This window comes from Agrobacterium sp. DSM 25558, from assembly GCF_900100825.1.
GTDB lineage: Bacteria > Pseudomonadota > Alphaproteobacteria > Rhizobiales > Rhizobiaceae > Agrobacterium.
In genome coordinates this window covers 13,821-39,935 of sequence record NZ_FMUD01000008.1, presented here as the reverse complement: position 1 = coordinate 39,935, position 26,115 = coordinate 13,821, and the positions used below count along the sequence as shown (strand labels likewise).

Sequence of the window (26,115 nt, the reverse complement as noted above, 5' to 3'; positions counted from 1 at the left end):
GGAAACTCCTCTTTTTATTATTTGGCTCTGGCGCGATAAACGGTGTCCAGCCATACGGCCATGACGAGCACGATGCCGATGACAATGCTCTGCAATGGCGTATCCATTCCCAGAAGCACCATGCCGGAATTGAGCGATTGCATGACGACTGCACCCAGAATGGCACCGGCTATGGTGCCAGCACCGCCAGCGAGCGAGGTGCCGCCGATGACGGCTGCGGCGATGGTGTAAAGCTCGTCCAGCGTGCCTTGCGCATTGGTTGCCGCATTGAGGCGAGCTGTGGAGATGGCCGCCGCTATGGCGCAGAGAGCGCCCATCAGCGCAAAAATCCTGACCGTGACCCAGCGTGTCTTGATACCGGCCAGGACAGCGGCCTCCGGGTTGCCGCCGATAGCAAAGACGTAACGGCCGAAGCGAGTGCGGTTGGTAATGAAGTTCATGACGATGGCGATGCCAAGGGCAATCAGCACCGGTATCGCGATGCCGAGGGATATCTCCAGCCCCGCATCCGGCCATGCCATATTATTGGCCTCGGCATATTTGCGGGCGAGATTGGTGGGCATGTAATAGCTGTTCAGAACCTTCACCGAGCCAAGCACGATGCCACAGCCGATCAGGCCCATAAAATACTCGGCCCAAACAGGCTTCAGTGGAAAGCCGAACCGTTTGCGCTGTCTTCGCGAATTGAGGATGGATAAAACGATGAGGACGCAGGCGATGATGCCGACGACCCAGCTTGCCGTGGCACCGATGGAGCCATCGGCACCGCCACCCATCAGGCGGAAGCGGGTATCCATAGGCGCAACCGTTGCGCCGCTGGTCACCATCCAGGCGGCTCCGCGCCACACCAGAAGGCCACCGAGCGTAACGATGAAGGACGGCACGTTCATAAAAGCGATGATGACACCCTGAAATGCGCCGATCGCGGCACCCAGTGCGATGCCGACGCTCAAGGCCACCATCCACGACATGGGGTGGTCGTAGCCGAGCCAGCCGGGCAAAAACCGCGTCTGTGTCACGGCCATGATCATGCCGACGAAGCCGAGGATAGACCCGACAGACAGGTCGATATTGCGGGTGACGATGACAAGCACCATGCCGGTGGCCATGACCGAAACGGATGCAGCCTGCACCGAGAGGTTCCAGAGATTGCGTGATGTCAGGAACAGGCCGCCCGACAGAATTTCAAAACCAACCCAGATCGCGAAGAGTGCAATCACCATGCCCAGCAGCCGGGTGTCTATTTCCGTCGCGTTCAAGAAACGGCGCAACGGGTTTCCCCGCTGTGTCTGTACACCGGGCGACGGTGCGGCAATGGTTTGTTCCGCCATAGTCTTTCAACTCCCTGAAATAGTATCATGCCTTGCACATCCGGTTTACGCCGTCGGGCAAACCCTGCGGCGTAAACCGGATCGCTGCGAAGTGAGGCCCTTGAGCTCTTCCTCGCAGCGGCCTGTTACGGCTTTATTTGCAAGCGGCGGCAGTGCCAGCCTTCACGCCCTGGCAAAGTTCGCTCTTGGTGATCCATTTGGCATCGAGAACAACGTTCAGATTGTCCTTGGTTATGGCCTGTGGCTCCAGGAAGTATGAGCTCATTTCCACACCATTGGTGCCGCCCTTGAATTTGATGGTGCCTTCAAGCGATTCCATCTTCGTACCCTTGGCCAGTGCAACGGCAACTTCGCCCGCTTTCTTGCCCAGCTTACGGCTGTCTTTCCACACCGATACCGTCTGGGTGCCGAGTGCGACGCGGTTCAGCGCCGCCTTGTCGCCATCCTGACCGGAGACCGGGACAGAACCGGCAAGACCCTGCGCCTCAAGGGCTGCAACCACGCCGCCCGCCATGCCGTCATTGGACGAGACGACTGCATCGACCTTGTTGTTGTTGGCGGTCAGGAACTGCTCCATGTTCTTCTGGGCGATTTCCGGCTTCCAGCCGTCGGTATAGGCTTCGCCGACATTCTTGATCTTGCCGGACGCGATGGCGTCTTTCAGCACTTCCATCTGGCCGGAGAAGACGAAGTTGGCGTTCGGGTCTGTCGAGCCGCCCTTGATGAAGACGTAATTGCCCGTCGGCTTGATCTTAAAGACTTCCTTGGCCTGCAAACGGCCGACTTCCTTGTTGTCGAAGGTAATGTAGTAGGTGCTGGGGTTTTCGATCAGGCGGTCATAACCGACGACAGGAATGCCTTCGGCGTTGGCCTTCTCGATGGCAGGCCCAATCGCGCTGGAATCCTGCGCAAGCACGATAAGTGCATTGGCACCCTGCGCAATAAGGCTTTCGATGTCGGTCAGCTGCTTTGCGGCGGATGTCTGTGCATCTGCGGAAATGTATTTCGCACCGGATGCTTTCAGCGCGTCCTTGATGGCGGCTTCGTCGGTCTTCCAACGCTCTTCCTGGAAGTTCGACCACGACACGCCGACAACGAGATCGGCAGCAACGGCCACCGTATGCAGAGAAACGAGTACGGCTGTACCCGCCAACAACTTGGCAAATGAATTCATGATGTCCTCCCGGGTAACGACGAAACGCTAAGGCACCTCCATGCCCTGCGATCGCCTGAAAACCTGCCGAGCAACGCCAAAAGCATTTTTTCTCGACAGTCGAGAAATTAAATGTCAGAGAATCCTAAGACTGTCAACAGGCGGTACCAGTGGCTTTCGTGGCCTTGGTTGCGGCTTGGTCCAACAAGGTTTATGGCGGTGAAAACAGGCGGAGGAAACGGAGAGCGATGTCGGCCATAGCAAGCACAGAGCTGGTGCGACAACAAAACAGTCTACGCACACTGACCGCCCTGCGCCGCCATGGCGACCTTTCGCACACAGACCTTGCCGCATTGACCGGGCTTGCCTCGGCAACCGTATCTGTCATCACCGCCGAGCTGGAGCGCGTCGAGCTCATCAAGCGAACAGAGCAACAGGCGTCCTCGGGCAGGGGGCGCCCCAGGGTGCTGTTTCAGCCAAACCGGCGCTTTGGCTATGTCGCGGTGGTCGTCATATCCTCCGATGCGGTTCAATATTCGCTGGTAGACTTCACCGGTACGCTGATGGACCGCTTCGTAGAGGGCAGGGCCGCTGATACAGGCGCTGATTTCGGTCGAGTGGTTCTCGACGGCCTGCTTAGGCTCGCCCGCCGTTCCAAGATTGCCGCTAGCGACGTGTTGCACATATCCATCAGCAGCAAAGGGTTGGTCGATCCCGCCAGTGCTACCCTGGTCTGGTCCCCCGTTTTGGGGGAGGTACAGGTGGAGTTTCGCGAGGTGCTGTCTTCTCACTTCCAGGCGCGGATCTACCTGTACAACGAAACGCTACTGGCAGCAGAAGCGCTCTGGGTTCGTACACGCCAGGAAACGGGGCAGACGGGTACGCTCGCAGCTTTGTCATTGGGGCATAGCATCGGTCTTGGTGTCGCGCGGGAGCGTGATAATGAGCGCGCCGATGTCGTTGCACCCAATTTTGGGCACATGCTGCATATGCCGGATGGAGCGCTGTGTCGTTGCGGTGCGAAGGGGTGCGTCGAGGCCTATTGTGGGTTCTACGGAATTTTGCGTTCGGCTTTCGAGGTTCCAACAAATACGATCCCCGCGAAATTCGTACCCATTGCAGAGGTGGAAAAGATCGCCGCTTCCGCCCGCTCCGGCAACCGAATGGCGGCCTTTGCCTTTCGGCAAGCGGGGCTGGCGCTCGGGAACGGACTTTCACGGTTGTTCAGCCTGTACGGCCATATGCCCGTTTTCGTGACCGGACCGGGGACGCGTTTCTTCGACCTGCTGAAAGCCAGCATTCATGATGGCATGGTGCAGACAAATGCCATCCGGATTGGCGGTGTACCACAGATCACAATCGTGCCAGATGAGCAGACTTTGGTTTTCGAAGGTCATATGGGGCTTGCATTGTCTCGTCTGGACGGAGATATCGTGATGTCTGGCATGGCAGCGCCGCAGATATCTCAAGCGCCGCTGGCACGTTGAATGGAGACGATATGCTGATCATCGATACGAGCCACCCCATCTACCGGCCTCTGTGGGTCAGGCTGCTGATCGTCGGGTTTTGTGCAGGCTGGGCCATCATCGAGTTCGTCAATCACGAGATTTTCTGGGCGACCGTCGTGGGCGGTGTCGCCGTATATTCCGCCTATGTTCTGCTGATCACCTTCAAGCCACCGCCGGAAGAGGTCGAGGAACCTGCATCCGTCCCACCTGACGAAGCGTAGTTACCTCTCGAGAAACCGGATCGCCTGATCGATCAGCAGATTGGCCGCCGTCATGCGCCGGTTGGCGTTATCCCGGAATTGTGCACTGACCGCATCTGGATGATTGAGGCGTGCGAAGCTGCGGCGCTTTTCACTCAGACTGTCCACGGTGTCCTTTTCCCCGATTGCCAGTTCGTCCGAGACGTCGCTGAGTGATGTTTTTTCCAGATAGGCTGGCATCTGTTCTGGTTCAGGGGCTGGCGGTAGTGATGGCTCTTCCAGAAAGCCGAGATACGAATCAAGGGGAAGATTGGACGTTGCAGGGTCTTGAGTCGCGGTGTCGAAGACGAGACTGGCACTGAAGCTTTTGATGCTGGCGGCGGATGCAGTCTCTTCGACCGGTGGGTTATCTTCCACCTCACGCTCGAGGCGTTCCACCACTGACTGAAAAACGGACTGTCCGAACAGCATCTAAACTTTCCTGTTGATCTGTCGATTCGATCACACGAACGTGGCCCCTGGCTTGCGTCGTCAGGTCCAGGTCAGGTTGAGGCTTTCTTCCAGCACCAGATCGTAGAGCAGTTGGGCGCTCGGCGGCAACGCGCGGTCCTTGGTGACGATCAGGCTGTAGGGTTTGACGTTGAGCTCGAACTCTGTTGGGAGAATTCTGATATCGCCCATCGGCGAGTGCTGGCCTGAAACGAACTGCGCCATTTCAAAGGCAATCGGCGCTATTGCGTTGGTTTGCGTCACGATGGCCAGCGTCAGGACGATCGACGGGGTATTGATGATATTGCGTGGCAAGGCGACGCCCTGCGACAGGAAGACGTCTTCCATTGTTCGCCTCAACAGAGCGCCGGGTGGCTGAAACACCCAGTCGTACTCCGACAAATCCTCCAGCTGCGCGGGCGCGGCTTGCAGGAGAGGATGGTCCTTTCTCACCAGAAGACAGGCGCGTTCGATGCCGATCTCATGGGCGTTGAAGAGGGCGGGGTCGATATCGTCAGGTATGCGGCCGATGACGAAATCATGGCGGGCGGCGAGCAGCTCGCGGGCCAGAATGTTGCTGGTCTCAACCTGCACATTGACCTCGATGCCGGGGTATGTGTCCATCGCCTTGCGAAGCGCGGGCACCACCAGACTGATCGCCGGCGCAGTTACCGAGCCGATAAAGACCGATCCGCCGCTACCGGATTTCATCTGTGCCAGTTCGCGGCTGGCTTCTCGCAACTCGAGGAGAATTTTTTTTGCGCGTTTTGCAAGGGCTTCACCGAATTGCGTCAGCACCACTCCACGGGATGCGCGCTGGCATAAGGGGCTCTTAACAATGGCCTCCATTTCGGACAACATGCGCGATGCGGCAGGTTGGGTCATATTGAGCGCTGCCGCCGCAGAACTTACCTGGCCGTGTTCTTCAATGGTCACAAGCATGCGCAAATGGGACATTTTCAGCCCTGCGCGCAACAGGGGGTTGTCTTCAGTTAACGACAAAAATTCGAAACTGTTCGTTCCATTTCGTTCCATAAAGTGCCGTTTCTGCCGCATTAAAAAATGGTTGATGGGATTATATCGATTTAATATATCAAAAATGATATAGGAAAAGTCTTATATTGTATTTGACAGTTATATGAATTCAGAACAGTTTGCGCCGGTGCCGAGGAGGAGCGGTGAAAGATCGGATTGTGTTTGCAATCCGTTCGAGTAAGTTAGACTCCTACGCTCGGGCGTGAATTTGTCGGGGCATCGTGGAGTATGATGCCTAAAAGGGTTTCAAGGGAGAGAGTTTTATGAAATCAGTCATTTCGTTGTTTGCAGCCTGTGCCATCGGCGCTGCAGCATTTGCTTCGCCTGTATGGGCGCAGGACAAGGGCGCTGTCGGCATTGCGATGCCAACGAAGTCCTCCGCACGCTGGATCGATGATGGTAACAACATCGTCAAGCAGCTTCAGGAAGCCGGTTACACAACCGATCTTCAGTATGCTGACGACGACATTCCGAATCAGCTGTCCCAGATCGAGAACATGGTCACCAAGGGCGTTAAGGTCCTGGTTATCGCGTCCATCGACGGCACCACGCTGTCGGACGTTCTCAAGCAGGCTGGCCAGCAGGGCATCAAGGTCATCGCTTATGACCGCCTGATCCGCAACAGCGGCGACGTCAGCTACTACGCCACGTTCGACAACTTCCAGGTTGGCGTTCTGCAGGCGACTTCGATTGCTGACAAGCTTGGCCTGAAGGATGGCAAGGGTCCATTCAACATCGAACTGTTCGGCGGTTCGCCAGACGACAACAACGCCTTCTTCTTCTATGATGGCGCAATGTCTGTTCTCAAGCCTTACATCGACAGCGGCAAGCTCGTCGTGAAGTCCGGCCAGATGGGCATGGACAAGGTCGGTACGCTGCGTTGGGATCCAGCAACAGCTCAGGCACGTATGGACAACCTTCTGTCTGCTTACTACACAGACGCAAAGGTTGATGCCGTTCTGTCGCCTTACGATGGTATCTCCATCGGCATCATCTCCTCGCTCAAGGGCGTAGGTTATGGCTCGAAGGACCAGCCGCTGCCGGTCGTTTCCGGTCAGGACGCTGAAGTTCCTTCCGTCAAGTCGATCATTGCTGGCGAACAGTATTCCACGATCTTCAAGGACACACGCGAACTCGCTAAGGTCACTGTTGGCATGGTCAACGCTGCGATGCAGGGCAAAGAGCCTGAAGTCAACGACACCAAGACCTATGAAAATGGCGTCAAGGTCGTTCCTTCCTACCTGCTGAAGCCAGTTGCTGTTACCAAGGAGAACTACAAGCAGGTTCTCGTTGACGGCGGTTACTACAAAGAAGATCAGCTCAAGTAAGATTATATGACCGTGGCGGGGGTGGGCGTTATGTCCATCCCCGCTTCTCCACATAAGAACGCCGGACTGTACGGCGCTGGATTTTGACATGGACAATACCATCCTCGAAATGCGGAACATCACCAAGACGTTCCCGGGCGTGAAAGCGCTGGAGAACGTGAACCTGAAGGTTCGCCAAGGTGAGATACACGCACTCGTTGGCGAAAATGGCGCTGGAAAGTCGACCCTCATGAAGGTCCTTTCGGGTGTTTATCCCGCTGGCACCTATGAAGGCGAAATTCATTACGAAGGTGAGCTGCGCAATTTCAAAGCTATCAACGATAGCGAAGAAATCGGCATCATCATCATCCACCAGGAGCTGGCACTGGTGCCGCTTCTGTCGATCGCCGAAAATATTTTCCTCGGAAACGAGATCGCCACCAATGGCGTCATCAGCTGGCAGCAGACGTTCAATCGTACGCGCGAGCTTTTGAAGAAAGTCGGCCTGAAGGAATCGCCGGAAACGCTGATCACCGACATCGGTGTGGGCAAGCAGCAGCTGGTCGAAATCGCCAAGGCGCTGTCGAAAAGCGTGAAGTTGCTCATCCTCGACGAGCCAACTGCGTCGCTGAACGAAAGCGATTCGGAAGCACTTCTCAATCTGCTGATCGAGTTCCGCAAGCAGGGCCTGACCTCCATCATCATCACGCACAAGCTGAACGAAGTGCGCAAGGTCGCAGACCAGATCACCGTTCTGCGCGACGGCATGACGGTGAAGACGCTCGACTGTCACAATGAAGAGATCAGCGAAGACGTCATCATCCGCAATATGGTGGGCCGCGATCTCGAAGACCGTTATCCGCCACGCGACGTGCCGATCGGCGAGACCATTCTGGAAGTGAAGAACTGGAACGCCTATCACCAGCAGCACCGTGATCGCCAGATGCTTCACGACATCAACATCAATGTCCGCAAGGGCGAGGTTGTCGGTATCGCTGGTCTGATGGGTGCCGGCCGCACCGAGTTCGCCATGAGCGTGTTCGGCAAGTCCTATGGTCACAAGATCACCGGCGACGTTCTGATCCACGGCAAGCCAGTGGATGTCAGCACCGTTCGCAAAGCCATCGATGCTGGTCTCGCTTACGTCACCGAAGACCGTAAGCATCTGGGTCTCGTGCTCAACGATAATATTTTGCACAACACGACGCTTGCCAATCTGGCTGGTGTGTCGTCTGCAAGCGTTATCGATGACCACAAGGAAATGTCGGTCGCAAATGATTTTCGCAAGCGTCTGCGCATCCGGTCGTCGGGAATTTTCCAGGAAACGGTCAACCTTTCCGGTGGCAACCAGCAGAAGGTCGTGCTGTCGAAATGGTTGTTCTCCAACCCTGACGTTCTCATTCTGGACGAACCGACGCGCGGTATCGACGTCGGTGCGAAATATGAAATCTACACCATTATCAACCAGCTCGCCGCCGAAGGAAAAGGTGTTCTGATGATCTCATCGGAAATGCCTGAACTGCTCGGCAATTGTGACCGCATCTACGTTATGAACGAAGGACGCATTGTCGCGGAATTGCCGAAGGGAGAGGCGAGCCAGGAAAGTATCATGCGCGCTATCATGCGCTCAGGGGAGAAGAACTGATGAGTTCGGCCAACACATCCACCGAAGAAAGCAACGTCATCTCAGTCGGCTCGTATATCCGGTCCAATATCCGGGAATACGGCATGCTGATTGCGCTCGTCGCCATCATGGTTTTCTTCCAGTTTTACACCGGTGGCATCCTATTCCGCCCGGTTAACCTGACGAACCTGATCCTGCAGAACTCGTTCATCGTCATCATGTCGCTCGGCATGTTGCTGGTCATCGTCGCGGGCCATATCGACCTTTCGGTCGGCTCCATCGTTGCCTTTGTCGGCGCGGTTGCGGCCATTTTGACTGTGCAATGGGGAATGAACCCTCTTCTGGCGGCGTTGATCTGCCTTGGCGTTGGCGGTTTGATCGGCGCAGCGCAGGGCTATTGGATTGCCTATCACCGAATTCCGTCTTTCATCGTGACGCTTGCTGGCATGCTCGTGTTCCGCGGACTGACACTGTTCGTTCTGGGCGGCAAGAACATCGGCCCGTTCCCGATCGATTTTCAGGTGGTCAGCACAGGCTTCCTGCCAGACATCGGCGGTATCGAAGGCTTCAACACGACCTCGATGGTTCTTACGCTTGCAATTACGATTGCGTTGTTCGTGCTCGGCCTTCGTCGCCGTCAGGTCAATGTGCGCCACGGCATCGATGTCGAGCCATTTGGTTTCTTCCTGGTTCAAAACGTTTTGATCGCTGCTGCGATCCTGTTCCTCGGCTATCAGCTGTCGACATATCGTGGTCTGCCGAACGTGCTGATCGTGATGCTGGTTCTGATTGCCGTTTACAGCTTTGTCACACGCCGTACGACAATCGGCCGCCGCATCTACGCGATGGGTGGCAATGAAAAGGCGACCAAGCTTTCCGGTATCAACACCGAGCGCCTCAGCTTCCTGACCTTCGTGAACATGGGCGTTCTCGCCGGTCTCGCCGGTATGATCATCGCCACACGCTTGAACTCGGCAACGCCAAAGGCGGGTGCGGGCTTCGAACTGGACGTGATCGCGGCCTGCTTTATCGGCGGTGCTTCGGCCTCCGGCGGCGTTGGCAAGATCACCGGTGCAGTCATCGGTGCCTTCATCATGGGCGTCATGAACAATGGTATGTCGATTGTCGGCCTCGGCATCGACTTCCAGCAGATGGTCAAGGGCCTCGTGCTTTTGGCTGCCGTGTTCTTCGACGTTTACAACAAGAACAAGGGCTGATCGAAGATCGGTTTACCACAGATTGAACGACATGAGTGGCCGGTTTCCGGCCACTTCCATGAGATGCAGGCGTCATAACGTCTTTGAAAGGAACTACCGTGCTGATTTCTCAGATCAAGGATGCGAGCGGAAATATCATCGTCGCCGTTCGTGAAGAGGGTGGGCAAGCGCGTGCCGTCAACAATGCAGGCTCCGTTTATGCACTCGCCCTGGAAGCCGCCAATGGCGGAAAGTCGCTGGCCGATGTCGTTGCCGCGCGCGGCTATGGCGATGCTGTCGATCTCGAAGAAGCGTATGCGGAAGGCCGGTTCCTGCCGCCGATTACCCATCCGGATCCCGCGCATCTGCATCTGACGGGCACAGGCCTGACCCACCTTGGTTCGGCTGCCACGCGTGACAGCATGCACAAGAAGACCAGTGAATCATCCGACGAGAGCCTCACGGACTCCATGAAGATGTTCAAGATGGGTCTTGAGAACGGTAAGCCGAAGGCTGGTGAGAAGGGCGTTCAGCCCGAGTGGTTCTACAAGGGCAATGGTAATGTGGCGACATCGCCCGGCGCGGCACTTGTTTCGCCATCCTTCGCGCTCGATGGCGGTGAAGAGCCGGAGATGGCTGGTATCTACGTGATATCGGACAAGGGCGAGCCGTTCCGCATCGGGTTTGCTGTCTCCAACGAGTTTTCCGACCACGTCACCGAGCGGATCAACTATCTTTATCTCGCGCATTCCAAGCTGCGCCCAGCCAGCTTCGGCCCGGAAATCCGCGTAGGCGCACCGCCATCGGATATTCGCGGAACCTCACGTATCTTGCGCGATGGAAAGGTGATTTTTGAAAAGCCGTTCCTGTCGGGTGAAGACAACATGTCCCACACCTTCGCCAACCTGGAATATCACCACTTCAAATATGGCCTGTTCCGCGCAGCTGGCGAAGTGCACGTGCACATGTTCGGCACGGCCACGCTGTCTTTCGCTGACGGTGTGAAACCGGAAGCAGGCGATGTGTTCGAAATCGAAGCGACCGGTTTCGGCCTGCCGTTGCGCAATGCGCTGCGGGTTGAGATGGAAGAACCAGTTGTGATCCATCAGCTTTAAGTTCAATTTCCGATACAGATCAATCAGCCCCTAACCTCGCGGTTTGGGGCTTTTTGCTGTAAGGCAGGTTCGACGCCACTCGGATGCGCCTCTCCACTGCCACGGAATGACTTTTGGCTTTCTGGAAATTGAAGTTTTGCGGCAGACGTATCATGCGTGTGGGTTTGACGTGCGGTTAGATTTCCAATTGTTCACCGCCGTCTTCCTATAAAAAGCTGTTTCCAGACTTGCTGTAAGCTTGCGCCTTTTTGCGGATTTGATCGTTGCATCGTTCTGAGCCAGATTTTCGTCAGGTGAGTAGAGATCATCGAAGGGCGATAGCTGGAACCGAGATCATTGCTCGTCATTCTGAATGTGTCTCGCACGAAATACTTTGCTTTATGACGCGAAGATCGCGAACCTCATATTGTTTGGGAGAGCGGGTAGACATCCACTTGCAGGCACGAACTAAAACGGCGCGACCTAAGTCGCGCCGTTCAATTTCGATGAGTATTGAGACGGTATTAGTTGTTTTGGGCCTCGAAGAGAGCTGCTACCTGTGCCTGGTTGAGAGATTCTATCTGCGGGTTGGTTAAGCTGCCGAGAGAGGTGTCTGCCAGTCCGACGATTGCATCTGTCGTCAATCCAGCAAGCGAACCGACGCTCAGTGCAGCGATTTCAGCTGTGGTGAAGCTGTTGAGTTCATCACTGCTCAATGTTGCGACCTGTGCAGAGTTCAGCGCCTTCACTTGCGTTTCCGTCAGTGCAGCGATGTTGTCAGAGTTGAAGGTCGCCAGCTGACCGGCGGTAAGTGCTCCAACTTGTACTGCGGACAGTCCAACAACCTGATTGCTTGTCAATGTCGACAGGGCTTCGGTTGTGATTGCCTTTACCTGTAGAGCAGACAATCCAGCGATCTGAGTCGTCGTCAGTACGCCGAGCTGATCGGAGGTTAGGGAAGCAACCTGGGCCGTGTTGAGCTTGGAAAGCTGTCCAGCTGTCAAAGCGACAACCTTATCGGTTTCCAGACCAGCAAGTGCTGCTGTCGTCAAGCCGGAAAGGGCTGCTGCGCTCAGTGCGGCAATCTCTCCAGTTGCGAAGCTGTTAAGTTCGTCCTTATCGAAGGTCGCGACCTGTGCTGCGCTCAGCGCACCGACCTGAGACGTGGTCAGAGCGATGATGTTGTCGGAGCTGAATGCTGCCAACTGTGCAGTGGTCAGTGCCGTCAGCTGCTTGTTGCTGAGAGCTTCGACCTGGTTGCTTTGCAGACCCTTCAGCATCTCGGTTGTCAGAGCCCCGATTTGACCAGCGGTCAACGAAGCGATCTGGGTTGTGGTGAGCGCCATAAGCTGGTCCGAGGTGACCGATCCAACCTGTAGAGTAGACAGCGCCTGAACCTGCGAGGCGGTGAGGGCGACAAGCTTATCCGTGCTCAGACCGGCTAGTGCTCCCGTTGTCAGACTTGAGAGGGACTTGACGTTGAGAGCTGCGATTTCGCCGGTAGAGAAGCTGTTGAGTTCGTCAGAGGAGAGTGTCGCAACCTGAGCGGCGCTCAGCGCACCAACCTGTACCTGCGTCAGCGCTTCGATATTGTCGCTGTTGAAGGTCGCCAACTGATCGGCGCTGAGTGCACCAACCTGCACAGCAGACAGAGAACCAACCTGCGTGCTCTGCAAGCCGGTCAGGGCCTGGGTTGTGATTGCCTTGACCTGTAGAGCCGTCAACCCAGCGATCTGACCGCTTGTCAATACGCCGAGCTGGTCGGACGTAATGGAAGAAACCTGTGCCGTGTTGAGCTTGGAAACCTGTCCAGCTGTCAGTGCAGCAACCTTATCTGTCTCAAGGCCTGAAAGAGCAGTTGTGGTCAAGCCTGTGAGGGCAACTACGCTCAGCGCAGCGATCTCGTCGGTCGAGAAGAGGTTGAGTTCAGCGCTGTCGAGAGTGCCGACCTGTGCCGCCGTCAAAGCGCTAACCTGCGAGCTGGTCAGAGCCTGGATTTTGTCAGTGTCGAAGCTTGCGAGCTGTGCGGTGGTCAGAGCAGTGATCTGAGCATTTTTCAGCGAGCCCACCTGAGTAGACTGCAGACCTACGAGAGCGTCGGTTGTGACAGACACGATCTGCTTTGCAGTGAGAGCGCCCAGCTGCGTGGATGTGAGTGCCGTAACTTGGTCCGAAGTGATGGACGCAACCTGGGCATTCGACAGCGCTGCAACTTGCGTGGCGGTGAGGGCGACGAGTTTATCCGTGCTCAGGCCAGCCAGTGCTCCTGTCGTCAGGCCGGTCAGTGCCTTGACATTGAGAGCTGCGATTTCACCGGTGGAGAAGCTGTTGAGTTCGTCAGATGACAATGTTGCAATCTGAGCGGCGCTCAGGGCTGCGACATGCGAGCTGCTGAGAGCCTCGATGTTGTCGGAGCTCAAGCTTGACAACTGATCAACGGTAAGTGCGGAGACCTGCGAAGCTGACAAAGAACCAACCTGCGTGCTCTGCAAGCCGGTCAGGGCCTGGGTTGTGATTGCCTTGACCTGTAGAGCGGTCAAACCAGCGATCTGACCGCTTGTCAGTACGCCGAGCTGATCGGACGTGATGGAGGAAACCTGGGCCGTGTTGAGCTTGGAAACCTGTCCAGCTGTCAGTGCGACAACCTTATCGGTGCCAAGGCCTGCGAGAGCAGTTGTGGTCAAGCCTGTAAGGGCAGCGACGCTCAGAGCAGCGATTTCGTCCGACGCGAAGAGGTTGAGTTCAGCGCTGTCGAGAGTACCGACCTGTGCCGCGGTCAGCGCGCTAACCTGTGAGCTTGTCAGGGCTTCGATCTTGTCGGAGTCGAGACTTGCGAGCTGCGCAGTGGTCAGAGCAGCGATCTGGACATTCTTCAGCGAGCCGACCTGTGTGGACTGCAGACCTGCCAGAGCTTCTGTCGTGACAGAAACGATTTGCTTTGCAGTGAGAGAGCTGAGCTGCGTGGATGTGAGTGCCGTGACCTGATCCGAAGTAATGGATGCAACCTGAGCGTTCGACAGCGCTGCAACCTGCGTGGCTGTGAGTGCGACGAGCTTATCCGTGCTCAGACCGGCCAGTGCTCCTGTCGTCAGGCTTGTGAGGGACTTGACGTTAAGAGCTGCGATTTCGCCGGTGGAGAAGCTGTTGAGTTCGTCAGAGGAGAGTGTCGCAACCTGAGCGGCGCTCAGTGCACCAACCTGTACCTGTGTCAGCGCTTCCACGTTGTCGGAGTTGAAGGTCGACAACTGGTCAACAGTGAGGGCGCCAACCTGCGTAGCAGACAGAGAACCAACCTGCGTGCTCTGCAAGCCAGTCAGGGCCTGGGTTGTGATTGCCTTGACCTGTACAGCCGTCAAACCAGCGATCTGACCGCTTGTCAGTACGCCGAGCTGATCGGATGTGATGGAAGCAACCTGGGCCGTGCTGAGCTTGGAAACCTGTCCAGCTGTCAGTGCGACAACCTTATCGGTGCCAAGGCCTGCAAGAGCAGTTGTGGTCAAGCCTGTAAGGGCAGCAACGCTGAGGGCGGCAATGTCTTCCGAGGCGAAGCGGTTGATTTCATCGCTGTCGAGAGAGCTGACCTGCGCTGCCGTCAAAGCGGCGACCTGCGAGCTTGTCAGGGCTTCGATTTTATCGGTGTCGAGAGCGCTGAGCTGGGTGGAGGTCAGGGCAGCGATCTGTGCGGTCTTCAGTGAACCGACCTGTGTGGACTGCAGACCTGCCAGAGCTTCCGTCGTAACAGAAACGATCTGCTTTGCGGTCAGAGAGCTCAGCTGTGTGGATGTGAGTGCCGTGATCTGGTCCGACGTGATGGATGCGACCTGGGCATTCGACAGCGCTGCAACCTGCGTGGCGGTGAGTGCGACGAGTTTATCCGTGTTCAGGCCAGCCAGTGCTGACGTCGTCAGGCTTGTAAGCGTCTTGGCGCTGAGAGAAGCGATTTCGCCGGTGGAGAAGCTGTTGAGTTCGTCAGAGGAGAGTGTCGCAACCTGAGCGGCTGTCAGCGCTGCAACCTGGGAGCTGGTCAGGGCCTCAATGTTCTCGGACGAGAGAGCTTCGAATTGGCTTGAGTAAAGCGCGACGATCTGGGTAGCCGAAAGGACGGAAACCTGCTCCGAACCGATGGCACCAAGCTGATCGACGTTCAGGCCGACGATGGCTTTGGCTGAGATAGCAGAGATCGAGGCAGTGGTGAATGAACTGATCGTGTCGCTGCTGAATGCGCCGATCTGCGCCGACGACAAAGAAGCGACCTGCTTGGCGCTCAAAGCTGCGACGTCGTCAGACTTTAAGTTAGCGATGGTGTTGGTCGTAAGGTTTGAAATCTGTTTGACAGAAAGTGAAGAGATAATCGAAGTCATGGACACGTGCCCCCGTTGATAACTGGCCAAAGCGCCACCCACCGTGTCAATCTCGCGCCGCGCAGCCATAAGGCCGCATCCGATCCCCCGGATGCGCTTTTGCGCGAACTGACAAAGTGTCTCAGCCGCTCGACGGTTGCGTCGATCGAGTGAGAGTCCGTTCTGGACAATAGCAAGATTAAGCAGAACATGGCTCGTGTGAGCCGGCGCTTGGAAGGGCATCATGCGTACAGAACTCTTATGGGGTTCTGATCCCTACGCCATCAGACATTAGAGCTTCGCTTTATGGGCGACGCTTTTGGAACACGTGCCGCACCAATATAGTGCGTCAACGAATACCTCATATGACCGGCGTCACTATCGTTCAAAAAGTGTGAAATATTGGTTAACGCGGTTGCGCTACTTATGTGTCTCCGAAGTCGATATGGAGTCTAAATGTGCCAAATATTCTTAACGGATACCAGAATTTGCGTCACAAAGTAGGAATTCCAAATCTCGCTATCGAAGATTCAAGAGTATCGGCGTCTTTTAGTTGGCTATAAAATAGAAATTGGCTCCTATCGCATAGATGGCGACTTTTTTTGGCATGAGAACGTTCTAACAGGATTTTACCAAACAAAAAATATTTCCGGTTGTGGATTTTAGGCGAAGATGACGTCCAACTGTCGGTTTCCCTTTTGCCATCCTAGTATATTTTGAGAATAATTCCGTATAAAAGGATTTTTAAAAAATAACGCTCTGGATAGAGGTCGCAGCAAAGGTGTCCGGCAAAGCGCCGACAAGCCTTTATCGATACAAGCAAGCTCGGACTCTGGATGAGATACCGTAGCTCCATGCGGTATGCGGACTGCTCTTAAGACTGATTTTGGCTTTGAGATTGCTGCACGGTTACGGACACTGTCAGGCTTTCTCCTGAGAGCCCGACGCGCATGCCGGAGACCGGAGCGCAATCGCGATAGCTGAGACCGCTGGCAATACGGACGTAGCGTTCGTCGGGGCACAGCTTATTCGCGGCATCAAAGCCGACCCAACCCAGGCCTGGAACGTGGGCTTCCGCCCATGCATGTGTGGCAATCTGCTCCGCCACATCTTCCATCATCAGATAGCCGGAGACATAGCGCGCCGGTAGACCCATGTGGCGGGCAGCGGAAATGAAGATGTGGGTATGGTCCTGGCAAACGCCTTTGCCGGCTTCCAAGGCCTCTTCCGCTGTTGTTTCCGTTCCCGTTGATCCGGTTTCATACTCTACTTCGAGATGGATGAGAGCCATCAACTCGTGCAGGCGCTCCAGTGGCGTGTCACCCATGGATTGGCGTGCGAGATCTCGAATGAGCTTGCCTGTTTTGGTAAGGGGCGTTTCACGCATGAAAAGCCAAAGTGGTGCATTGCCAATATGGGTGCCGAACACGCCCGCCTTGTCGATCGTCTCGACTTCACCGCGTGCAATCACCTTGACAGCGCTACGAGGACCTTCGGTTTCCACCAGTTCTACCCGGTTGCCGAAGTGGTCGTCATAGCGAACCTCGAGCTTTGCACCGTCGACCGTCACGTCCCAGTTCAACACCGTCTGCGTCGGCCCACTCGCGGGCGTCAGCCGCAGGCGTTGCAGCGAATAGGGGACCGGCTCATCATAGAGATATTCGGTCGTGTGATTGATCTTTAAACGCATGCCATGTCCCCGTATTACGTTCCCCGCTTACTACTGGTAGAAGCGGTAGCCATCCGTAATTTCCTGTCCCAATTGCGCGTTTTTGTTGACGAACAGCTCGAGAAACTCGTGCAAGCCTTGATCCATCACGCGGTTTATCGTTGTTTTCTGCAACGTCGCCTGAATGGCTTCCGCCGTGTCATGCGCCTTGTGTCTCTCTTCATAGTCATCGGCAAGATGTTTCAGGTTGCTGACGATCTTCTCGTAACAATAGGCAAGGGATCGTGGCATTCTTCCATTCAATATCAGGAAGTCGGCGATATTGGCAGGTTTATACTCGGCGTCATAAACCCAGCCATAGGAGCGGTGTGCAGAAACAGAGCGCAGAATGGATTCCCACTGCGCATTATCCAGCGACGAACCCACTTGCGCAGCGGCCGGTAGAAGCACGTAGTATTTCACATCCAGAATGCGCGCGGTGTTGTCAGCACGTTCGATGAATGTGCCGATGCGCGAGAAGTTATAGAGATCGTTGCGCAGCATCGACCCATGAAACGCGCCCCGGACAAGACCTGCTCTGTGCTTAATGACATCGATGACTTGCGGTAACTCTGCCGCCTTTACTTTGCGACCAAGAAGATTCTTGAGTTCGATCCAGAATTCGTTGGTCGCTTCCCAGGTTTCGCGCGTCAGTGCCGTGCGCACCATGCGGGCATTGTTTCTGCCGAATTCGATGCAGGACATGACGCTCGACGGATTTGATTTATCCCGAAGCATATAGTCGATGGCATCTGCCGACGTGACTTTTTCGTGGTGTTCGAGAAACTCCTCGTGGGCACCGGCGCTTTGCAGCACGCCGTCCCAGTCCTCATCGCCACCGCCACTTCTGGTCAACGAGACACGCATGCCCGCATCCACCAGTCTTGCAATGTTTTCCGCACGCTCGATGTAGCGGAACATCCAGTAGAGTCCGTTCGCCGTTCTTCCCAGCATGGCTTAGTCCTCCAGTACCCAGGTATCCTTGGTGCCGCCGCCCTGGCTGGAATTCACCACCAGTGATCCCTGCTTGAGCGCAACGCGTGTCAGTCCGCCAGGAATGATCTTCACCTTGTCTGAGACCAGAACATAGGGACGAAGATCGACGTGGCGCGGCGCGATGCCGTTTTTCACCATGATAGGCACTGTGGAAAGTGAAAGCGTGGGCTGAGCGATGTAGTTGGACGGGCGAGAGCGAAGCTTGTCGGCAAACAACGCCCGCTCTTTTTTGGACGCCGTCGGGCCGACCAGCATGCCGTAGCCGCCAGAACCGTGAACTTCCTTCACGACCAGATCCGCGAGATTGTCCAAAACATATTTCAGACTATCCGGCTCCGAGCACCGCCATGTCGGCACATTTTCGAGCAGTGGCTTGCGGCCGGTATAGAACTCGACGATTTCAGGCATGTAGGAATAGATCGCCTTGTCATCGGATATGCCGGTGCCTGGCGCATTGGCGATGGTGATGTTGCCTGCGCGGTAAACGTCCATGATACCGGGGACGCCCAGCGCGGAGTCAGGCCGGAAGGTGAGGGGATCGAGGAAGTCGTCATCCACGCGGCGATAGAGCACGTCGATGGCCTCATAGCCGCGCGTCGTGCGCATCTTGACCTTGCCGTCCATGACGCGCAGGTCGGAACCCTCCACGAGTTCGACACCCATCATATCAGCAAGGAAAGAGTGTTCGTAATAGGCCGAGTTATGGATGCCAGGGGTCAGGACAGCAACGCGTGGTTTGCCTTTGCAGCCTGGAGGCGCGAGCGAAGCCAGCGACTGGCGAAGCTGATAGGGATAATCCTCGACCCTGCGCACCTTGTTCTCGTGAAACAGTTCCGGGAACATCTGCATCATCGTTTCGCGGTTTTCCAGCATGTAGCTGACACCGGATGGTGTGCGGGCATTGTCCTCGAGAACGTAGAACTGGTCTTCGCCGGTGCGGACGATGTCTGTGCCGACAATGTGCGTGTAGACACCGCCGGGTGGCTTGAAGCCGATCATTTCTGGCAGAAACGCTTCGTTCCGCTCGATCAGTTCGCGGGGAATGCGTCCGGCGCGGATGATTTCCTGCTTGTGGTAGATATCATCCAGAAAGGCGTTGAGCGCCAAAACCCGCTGTTCGATGCCCAGCGCCAGTTTGCGCCATTCTCTGGCGGAGATGATGCGGGGAATGATATCGAAGGGGATGAGCTTTTCGGCGCTATCGGCGTGGCCGTAAACGGCAAAAGTGATGCCGGTTTTTCGAAAGATGTTTTCAGCGTCCCGGGACTTCTGGATCAGATGCGATCTGTCCTGACGGCTGTACCAGTCATTGTAGGTTTTATATGGGCTTCGCGGAGTGGAGTCCGCATCAATCATTTCGTCAAATGCCAACTTTATGTTCCCCATTTTTGCCCATTTGAATACAACGACGACAGCAATGCAAGAACCATGAGCTGTCTGGACCGAGATTTTTTGCCACCTGAGGCTTTGCTAAATATGCAAAAAATAAGCAGTTTCGCCTTTTGTGACGTAAAATGCGGCGCAGTGGCAAAGGGTTCCTTCGCCGCGCTCGGTGCCGTGCCGATTTGCAAAGACCGTCAGCGAATTTTCTGCCTAAATTTGAGGCTCTCTCATCTCGTCCGTCCGCGGTTGCTTGGTGTGCTCGTGCCTATACTTGGTTAATTGTCGCGGCCGCAATTAGAGGTTTGTTAACCATAAAATTATACTCCTTGGTAACAGAGAGATTCATCGACCGGGGGTAATATGTCTATTTCGCGCCGTGGGGTCCTGTTTGGACTACCGCTTCTTCTTGCAGGTTGCGCCAGCACCAATTTCGTTCAGCAAAAGCAAAACTACGCCGCCGTGCCGGATGAGAAGTTTCCGCTGAAGGCGATGCCTCTGGATAAGATCGACCCGGAACTGCGCCGCCAGGAAGTCGCCTATCAAACCACATATCCAGCCGGAACGGTGGTTGTCGATACGCCGGCGCGTCGCCTCTATTACGTCATGGGTGACGGTCGGGCCATGCGTTATGGTGTCGGTGTTGGCCGTCAGGGACTGGCGCTGCGCGGAAACGCATATATTGGTCGCAAGGCCGAATGGCCGAGCTGGACGCCAACGCCGAACATGATCCGTCGCGAGCCGGATCGTAACCGCAAATATGCAGGCGGCATGCCAGGTGGTCCAAACAACCCGCTGGGTGCACGCGCGCTGTATCTCTACCGCGATGGCGGCGATACGATGTTCCGGCTGCATGGTACTAACCAGCCGCAGTCTATCGGTCATGCCATGTCCAGCGGCTGCATTCGCATGCTGAACCACGACATCATCGATCTGTACCAGCGCGTACCGGTCGGTTCGCGCGTGGTTGTTCTGCAGGCCTGAAGACCTTATTAACGCCGCGATCCGGCGCTCTTTGCATCGGATCGCAACCTTACTGATGGCGGTGACCGCATGTGTCGTTTTCTTGCCTATTCCGGCTCTCCCGTCTGGCTCGACAGTCTTCTGATCGAACCGGAAAGCTCTCTTGTCAGCCAATCCATGGCGGCGCGGGAGGCGAAAACGGTGGTCAATGGCGATGGCTGCGGCATAGGCTGGTACGGTGAACGCGGCGAGCCCGGTATCTATCGCGGCATTCTGCCTGCGTGGTCGGATCGCAATCTGACATCCTTGTGCCACCAGTTGCGGGCCGGAATGTTTCTGGCGCATGTACGCTCCGCCACGACGGGCGGCGTCTCCATGGCGAACTGCCATCCCTTCGGATGGGGTCGCCACCTTTTCATGCACAATGGCCAGATTGGCGGCTACGAAAAGGTCAAGCGCGACATTGAAATTCTCATTCCCGACGAAGTCTATTCTTCGCGTGCCGGAAACAGCGACAGCGAGGCGATTTTTCTCATCGCGGCCGGCATGGGCCTCGATCGCGATCCCATCGGCGCGCTGACCAAAACCTTGCAGATATGCATGGATGTGGTCGATAGGTCGGGTGTCGATCAGCCCATCCGTTTCAGCGCCATTCATACGGATGGCGAGAAGCTGCATGCTTTCCGCTGGTCGAGCGATGCGCGTCCGCCAACGCTTTACTGGCGCAATGTGGGGCAGGGCATAGCGGTTGCCTCCGAACCATTTGCGACTGGTCTGGAGAAATGGGAAATCATCCCGGCGAACACGGTCGCAACGATTGTTGGTGCCCACATCACGTTCGCGCCGTTCAACCCGGTCCAGCAGCCCCAGGCACTCATGATCGCCTGAGCCTCGGGGTTCATTTTATAACTTCATTCCCTTGCTTTTATTCCTGCGTGAAAACATTCGCTGGCTGGGTGCCGGTTTCGCAATGCTTTTTGCTTCTTCATTTCGCTGTCGGGCGGAGAAATACGCCGAGAGCTCAACCTCAGCGATGGCGAATTCGGGTTGGTCTATACTCATCGATAACGGCGTGGCATTCACCTCGCAGATCATCGTCATGGGCGTATATTGTATTTTGATATGCGCTGTTTTGCTGTCGCTTACCCGTCATGTTCGCATGAGATGACGAGGTGCATTTCGGATGCTTTTTGAAAGCTGATCACGATTGTTTGTACCCCTTGTGAATTGCTGGGTAGCCCGTTGTTTTTGGCCCGGAAAGGTGTATCTCGAATTGCTGCATTTTTCAGTTAGGTTTTAACGATCATCAAGTTGAACCTGCTTTATAAGGACAAAATAAAATGGCATTTTTTGAAAAACTATCGCGTTACCAGCCTTATGGACTGGCTGCGCTGCGGATCATCACCGCGCTTCTGTTCATCGAGCATGGCACGCAGAAACTGTTCGGTTTCCCAGCCTCGACGATGGAAGGTTCTCTTCCCCCAATGTTGCTGGCTGCCGCTCTTCTCGAGGTTATTGGCGGCGTACTCATTCTCGTCGGACTTTTCACCCGTCCGGTCGCATTCATTCTGTCGGGCCAGATGGCTGTCGCCTACTTCATGGCACACGCACCAAAAAGCTTCTTCCCGGTTTTGAACGGCGGCGACGGCGCTATTCTGTTCTGCTTCATCTTCCTTTATCTGGTCGTTGCTGGCGCAGGTGCCTTGTCCGTGGACGGTCAGCGCCGCTAATCGCTTTCAAATCTGAAGTTTCCAGCGCCGCGTGGGATATTCTCAGGCGGCGTTTTAATTCGACTTCGACTCTGAGGCCATATGCGATGGTCTCATCAACCACTTGTCGATTTTTGCCTGGAGCAGTTCGGGGCTGATGGGCTTTGACAGATAATCATCCATTCCCACGGCAAGACACAGGTCACGATCGCTGTCTTGCGCATAGGCCGTTACGCCAATGATCGGAACGCGCCTTGCGTTGGGTGTCTTCTGTTCTTCGGCCCGAATGGCCTGGGTTGCCTGATGCCCGTTCATGACCGGCATCGACACATCCATCAAAATGATGGAGGGCCCATCGTTTCTCCACGCTTCGACTGCTTTTTTCCCATTGTTGACGATGCGGAAATCCAGATTGGTCTGCTGGAGAATTTGAGTGAAAACGATCTGGTTGACGTCATTGTCTTCCGCAATCAGCACATCCAGTGATCCTGACGTTGATCTGATCTCTGATATTTGCGCCTCACTGCGAAAGGCTGAGGCTTCAGCCGTGGCGCGATGGCTGGGCTCTGCACCTTTTTCCGCTCGGGTTTGAAATTCCGGTACGGCAACGACATCGATCTGGTCTTGAAAGGAGCGCTTTGCGCGGGATGTGCGAACCACATCTGTCAATGTTTTGCGTAAAAGTCTTGCTCGCACCGGCTTCATGAGATGTGCGTCGAACTGGATTTCCGGTTCAGGCTTGTCGTGGTTCACCGCATCCATCGATGTCAGAAAAATCATCACCGTATTGGCAAGCCGAGGATCGCTTTTAATCGCGCTCGCCACCTGCATGCCGTCCATATCAGGCATATGATAATCCAGAATGACCGCATCGATATCGAAGCCGATCGCAGCAGCCTCTCTCAGGATGGCCAGACCCGCCGGGCCGCTGTCAGCCGCATAGCTGTCGACACCCCAACCGGTCAGTTGTTCGGTCAATATCTGCCGGTTCACTTCATTGTCGTCGATGACAAGGACGCTGACTTTTTTCGTATCGATGAGGCCCACTGCCTGCTCGGATCGGTTTCCAACAATGCGCAAAGGCAAGGTGACGGTGAAGGTCGAGCCCTGGCCGACGGTGCTTTCCACGTCCACTTTGCCGCCGAAAAGCCCTGCAAGTCCGACCGTGATGGCAAGCCCGAGGCCGGTGCCTTCATGCCTTCGGGTCGAGGATGTGTCTGCCTGGCTGAATTTTTCAAATATGCGGTTCAACTGGTGTTGGGCAATGCCGATGCCGGTATCTGTGATCCGCAGGCTCATGATCAGTTCGCTGTCGTCAACACTGTCTGCGGCAAGCTCTATAAGAACGTGGCCGGTTTCGGTGAATTTGATCGCGTTTCCAATGAGGTTGGTTGCAATCTGCCGGAAACGGCCAGCGTCACCGCTCACAAGGTGCTTGAACGAGGAATCGACGCGCACGATGAGCTCGATGTTCTTCTCCAGCGCCTGCGAAGACAACAGCGAGGCGACATCTTCCACGGCTTCGACCGCGTCAAAAGACGTGCTCCGCAAGGTCATCTGACCGGCATCGATCTTGGAGAAGTCGAGGATGTCGTTGATGATGGTCAACAGCGCGTTGCCGGATTTCACGATGACATCCGTGAACGTTCTCTGTCGCGTGTCGAGCTTGGATTTGGCCAGCAATTCCGCCATGCCGAGGACGCCGTTCATCGGCGTTCTGATCTCGTGGCTCATATTGGCCAGGAATTCGGATTTTGCTCTGTCGGCAGCCTTTGCGCGGGCCAAAAGGCCTTCAAGCTCCGCTTCGCGCTGCTTCATGTCGGTAACGTCGGTTACGATGACAAGCCAGTATCCGCCAGCGCCGATGGTTGCTTCCACGTTGAGCCAGCGCTTCGATTCCACTTGCGTAAGCAATGAGAATGGTCTGGCAGCCGCGACGTTATCCAACCACTGCGCCCGCGTTGCGGCAGCGCTTTCTTCATCTCCAAAGTCACCGCGAGCCGCGCAATAGGCAAAAAATGGCAACCAGCTTTGACCCTTGGCAAGAAGTTCGGGCGGGACATCGAACATGCGCGACATCGCATCATTCGACATGATGATTTCGCCGTTCTGGATCAGAGCGAGCCCTTGCGCCATGACGCGGGTCGCGTCCTGCATATACTCGCCGACCCGCTGCAATTCCTGCCGGGCAGCACTTATTTCCTTATCGCGGGCACGAACGGCCGTACTGTCGGAAAAGGTGATGAGGATCTTGTTTCCGGCGATCCGTTGTTTGGACAGTATCGTGAACTTACCCGATTTGCTCTCGATTTCACGGGACGTGTGATCTGCAATCAGGCTCAGCCGTTCGACCCGGTCGCGATAGGCGTCTTCGAAACTCGTATCGCCGAAATCATACTTGCCGCTCTCATAGCCCATCTCGAAATATCGCCGATAGGGTTGACCGGTGAGGTCGATTTTATCTTCGACCTCCCACAGATCGTAAAAAGTGGTGTTGGCGTATTCGATTGTCAGATCAGGACCCAGCACCATCACGCCCACAGGCAGGGAGCGAAGGATCGACTGCACTTCCGCGTGAAGCCTCTCGGCATCGTTGCGGGCAACCAGCAATTCCTGTTTTTGCTGCATCAGCGGCGTGGTGTCCGTCACCGAGCCGACCAAATAAGGCTCATTATCAGGGCTTATCATCCGACCAACTCTGATGATGGTCGGAACGGACGTGCCGTCATTCAGTACGATTTCTTCGGTTTTCTGAAGTTCTTCACCCGTCTGGAGAACATGATCATTCTCCTGTCGGAAACGTTCGCCCTCATGGACGAATATATCAGACTCGGTCAGGCCATAATACTTATCGCGGGGCTCGCCCCAGAGCGTTTCATAGGATGCGTTGGCATAGGTAAGTCGGCGTTCGCTATCCAGCATGAAGACGGCAACGGGCACACGTTCCAACGCTTCCCGGAAAAGCCAGTTTTCGCGTGTGTGCTTCTCCAGCAGAATTTCTTGCGTCCTGGCATCACTGACATCGATGTGAAGCACGATGAGCATGCCGTTTTCGAGACGTTTGTTGATAAAACGTATGAAGCGGCCGCTGCTCATTTCCTCGGTGAATTCTGAGTAAGGCTTGCGGGTTTCGGCTATTTTCCCCTCGACCCAAACGTCTCTGTCCGCCGGGCTCGATGCGTCCCTGTTTCTGACGTTTATATAGAGATCATGGAAAGCCTTGCTGATTGTTTTCAGTTCAAGGCCGGACTGCCAGTCGAGATTGAGTTCGCGATACAAACTTTCAAGCCGGGTGTTGGAATAGACCAGCCTGTCTTCAGCGCTGTAAACAGCGATGGCCACGTCCAGTAGATCGAGTACGCTTTTGCCGATCAGCGTTTCATTTCCGTCCGCCAACGGCTGCCCCACCAAAGAAGGCATGGCTTCGAATATTTCGAACAAGAACAAAGCGCCGTCTTCGGTTTCGAACCGTTCGCATTTCACGGCCTGGGCTTCGTTGGATCGTTGGCCTTTGAGCAGGATCACTTCTTCCGTCGCGAAAACCAGCGAGCGGCGTTCCTTGTCTTCCCGCTCCATATCGTCGGTGATGCCGAATAGCTCGTGCGTGGTCCTGTTGCGGAAATCGGTGAGGGGGCGCTCGGCAAACTGGGCATAGGCCGCGTTGACGCAGACATAGCGCAATTGGCTGTCTTTGATGCAGGCGGGCAGATCCAGCGTTCGAACGCCTTCACATGCTTTTTCAAGCAACCCGCCCCCAGTCATCAAAACATTCTCCGTCGCCGCCCGTAACACATAAAGAATCAGTGCTTCGCTGCCATCGTTCTTCTTAATGGAAACTATTGTATAACAATTAAATTGGCTATCTGCCGCGGCTGATTAATAGAGTTTGTTAACTATAGTTTTTCACGGATTGCTAACGTTTTAGCCGCCATGGGCGTGAGCTTTTGGCGCGGTGCCACCTTCGGCTCCCAAAACATTCGCTTGACTTTCCTTGCTAAAAAGACCAAACCCCGCCTCAAGCTTTCACCCTCGGCAGCCGCGTGAGCTGCAGCGTCAACGAAAACGATACGACGCATGAAGGA

The 26,115-nt window shown here is 55.5% G+C and carries 18 protein-coding genes; 9 read left to right on the top strand and 9 right to left on the bottom strand.

Features of this window, described 5'->3' with window-relative positions:
• Positions 1-17 precede the first annotated feature (17 nt).
• Complete coding sequence (locus tag DSM25558_RS08995) at positions 18-1,331, bottom strand: sugar ABC transporter permease (RefSeq protein ID WP_077103941.1); 1,314 nt, start codon at positions 1,329-1,331, stop codon at positions 18-20.
• 133 nt (positions 1,332-1,464) lie between these two features.
• Positions 1,465-2,505, bottom strand: coding sequence for a D-xylose ABC transporter substrate-binding protein (gene xylF / locus DSM25558_RS08990; protein ID WP_077103939.1), 1,041 nt, complete (start codon positions 2,503-2,505; stop codon positions 1,465-1,467).
• Between the two features lie 227 nt (positions 2,506-2,732).
• On the opposite strand from xylF, the gene DSM25558_RS08985 reads away from it, so the two are divergent.
• Together DSM25558_RS08985 and DSM25558_RS08980 are read left to right on the top strand one after the other, a co-directional pair.
• A complete protein-coding gene (locus DSM25558_RS08985) occupies positions 2,733-3,971 on the top strand; it encodes an ROK family transcriptional regulator (RefSeq protein ID WP_077103938.1) in 1,239 nt (412 codons plus the stop codon).
• An 11-nt stretch (positions 3,972-3,982) separates the two neighbouring features.
• Positions 3,983-4,213 carry a hypothetical protein gene (locus DSM25558_RS08980; RefSeq protein ID WP_077103936.1) on the top strand — a complete coding sequence of 77 codons (231 nt, stop codon included), beginning with the start codon at positions 3,983-3,985 and terminating at the stop codon, positions 4,211-4,213.
• Here the strand turns inward: DSM25558_RS08980 and DSM25558_RS08975 are convergent, their stop codons facing one another.
• Both DSM25558_RS08975 and DSM25558_RS08970 read right to left on the bottom strand, forming a co-directional pair.
• On the bottom strand, positions 4,214-4,663 hold the full coding sequence (locus DSM25558_RS08975; RefSeq protein WP_077103934.1) for a hypothetical protein: 450 nt from the start codon (positions 4,661-4,663) through the stop codon (positions 4,214-4,216).
• A 60-nt stretch (positions 4,664-4,723) separates the two neighbouring features.
• A complete protein-coding gene (locus DSM25558_RS08970; RefSeq protein WP_143240055.1) occupies positions 4,724-5,716 on the bottom strand; it encodes a LysR family transcriptional regulator in 993 nt (330 codons plus the stop codon).
• Between the two features lie 263 nt (positions 5,717-5,979).
• On the opposite strand from DSM25558_RS08970, the gene chvE reads away from it, so the two are divergent.
• From chvE to araD1, 4 genes are all read left to right on the top strand, one after another.
• Positions 5,980-7,044 (top strand): sugar ABC transporter substrate-binding protein ChvE, encoded by a 1,065-nt coding sequence (gene chvE, locus DSM25558_RS08965; protein WP_077103930.1) that lies wholly within the window; start codon positions 5,980-5,982, stop codon positions 7,042-7,044.
• An 88-nt stretch (positions 7,045-7,132) separates the two neighbouring features.
• Positions 7,133-8,668 (top strand): sugar ABC transporter ATP-binding protein GguA, encoded by a 1,536-nt coding sequence (gene gguA, locus DSM25558_RS08960; RefSeq protein WP_077103928.1) that lies wholly within the window; start codon positions 7,133-7,135, stop codon positions 8,666-8,668.
• Positions 8,668-9,864 carry a multiple monosaccharide ABC transporter permease gene (gene mmsB / locus DSM25558_RS08955; protein WP_077103926.1) on the top strand — a complete coding sequence of 399 codons (1,197 nt, stop codon included), beginning with the start codon at positions 8,668-8,670 and terminating at the stop codon, positions 9,862-9,864. Before gguA ends, mmsB begins: the two co-directional genes overlap by 1 nt.
• Positions 9,865-9,962: 98 nt before the next feature.
• A complete protein-coding gene (gene araD1, locus DSM25558_RS08950; protein ID WP_077103924.1) occupies positions 9,963-10,958 on the top strand; it encodes an AraD1 family protein in 996 nt (331 codons plus the stop codon).
• Between the two features lie 503 nt (positions 10,959-11,461).
• Here the strand turns inward: araD1 and DSM25558_RS08945 are convergent.
• The 4 genes from DSM25558_RS08945 to DSM25558_RS08930 all read right to left on the bottom strand — a co-directional run bounded on the left by DSM25558_RS08945 (position 11,462) and on the right by DSM25558_RS08930 (position 19,352).
• A complete protein-coding gene (locus DSM25558_RS08945; protein WP_143240054.1) occupies positions 11,462-15,298 on the bottom strand; it encodes a beta strand repeat-containing protein in 3,837 nt (1,278 codons plus the stop codon).
• 853 nt (positions 15,299-16,151) lie between these two features.
• Positions 16,152-16,967, bottom strand: a complete 816-nt coding sequence (locus DSM25558_RS08940) for a transglutaminase family protein (protein WP_077103920.1) — start codon at positions 16,965-16,967, stop codon at positions 16,152-16,154.
• A 30-nt stretch (positions 16,968-16,997) separates the two neighbouring features.
• Positions 16,998-17,939, bottom strand: coding sequence for an alpha-E domain-containing protein (locus tag DSM25558_RS08935; protein ID WP_077103918.1), 942 nt, complete (start codon positions 17,937-17,939; stop codon positions 16,998-17,000).
• A gap of 3 nt (positions 17,940-17,942) precedes the next feature.
• Positions 17,943-19,352 carry a circularly permuted type 2 ATP-grasp protein gene (locus tag DSM25558_RS08930; RefSeq protein ID WP_077103916.1) on the bottom strand — a complete coding sequence of 470 codons (1,410 nt, stop codon included), beginning with the start codon at positions 19,350-19,352 and terminating at the stop codon, positions 17,943-17,945.
• Between the two features lie 372 nt (positions 19,353-19,724).
• Here DSM25558_RS08930 and DSM25558_RS08925 point away from each other — a divergent pair, with 372 nt between their 5' ends.
• The 3 genes from DSM25558_RS08925 to DSM25558_RS08910 all read left to right on the top strand — a co-directional run bounded on the left by DSM25558_RS08925 (position 19,725) and on the right by DSM25558_RS08910 (position 22,054).
• The gene (locus DSM25558_RS08925; protein ID WP_077103914.1) at positions 19,725-20,345 is read left to right on the top strand and encodes a L,D-transpeptidase; all 621 of its coding nucleotides are present in this window, start codon (positions 19,725-19,727) and stop codon (positions 20,343-20,345) included.
• A gap of 69 nt (positions 20,346-20,414) precedes the next feature.
• Positions 20,415-21,212, top strand: coding sequence for a class II glutamine amidotransferase (locus DSM25558_RS08920; protein ID WP_077103912.1), 798 nt, complete (start codon positions 20,415-20,417; stop codon positions 21,210-21,212).
• A 452-nt stretch (positions 21,213-21,664) separates the two neighbouring features.
• Complete coding sequence (locus DSM25558_RS08910; protein WP_077103908.1) at positions 21,665-22,054, top strand: DoxX family protein; 390 nt, start codon at positions 21,665-21,667, stop codon at positions 22,052-22,054.
• A 54-nt stretch (positions 22,055-22,108) separates the two neighbouring features.
• On the opposite strand, the gene DSM25558_RS08905 is transcribed toward DSM25558_RS08910, so the two are convergent.
• Entirely contained in the window at positions 22,109-25,795 is a 3,687-nt protein-coding gene (locus DSM25558_RS08905) for a response regulator (protein WP_077103906.1), read from the bottom strand.
• Between the last annotated feature and the right edge of the window lie 320 nt (positions 25,796-26,115).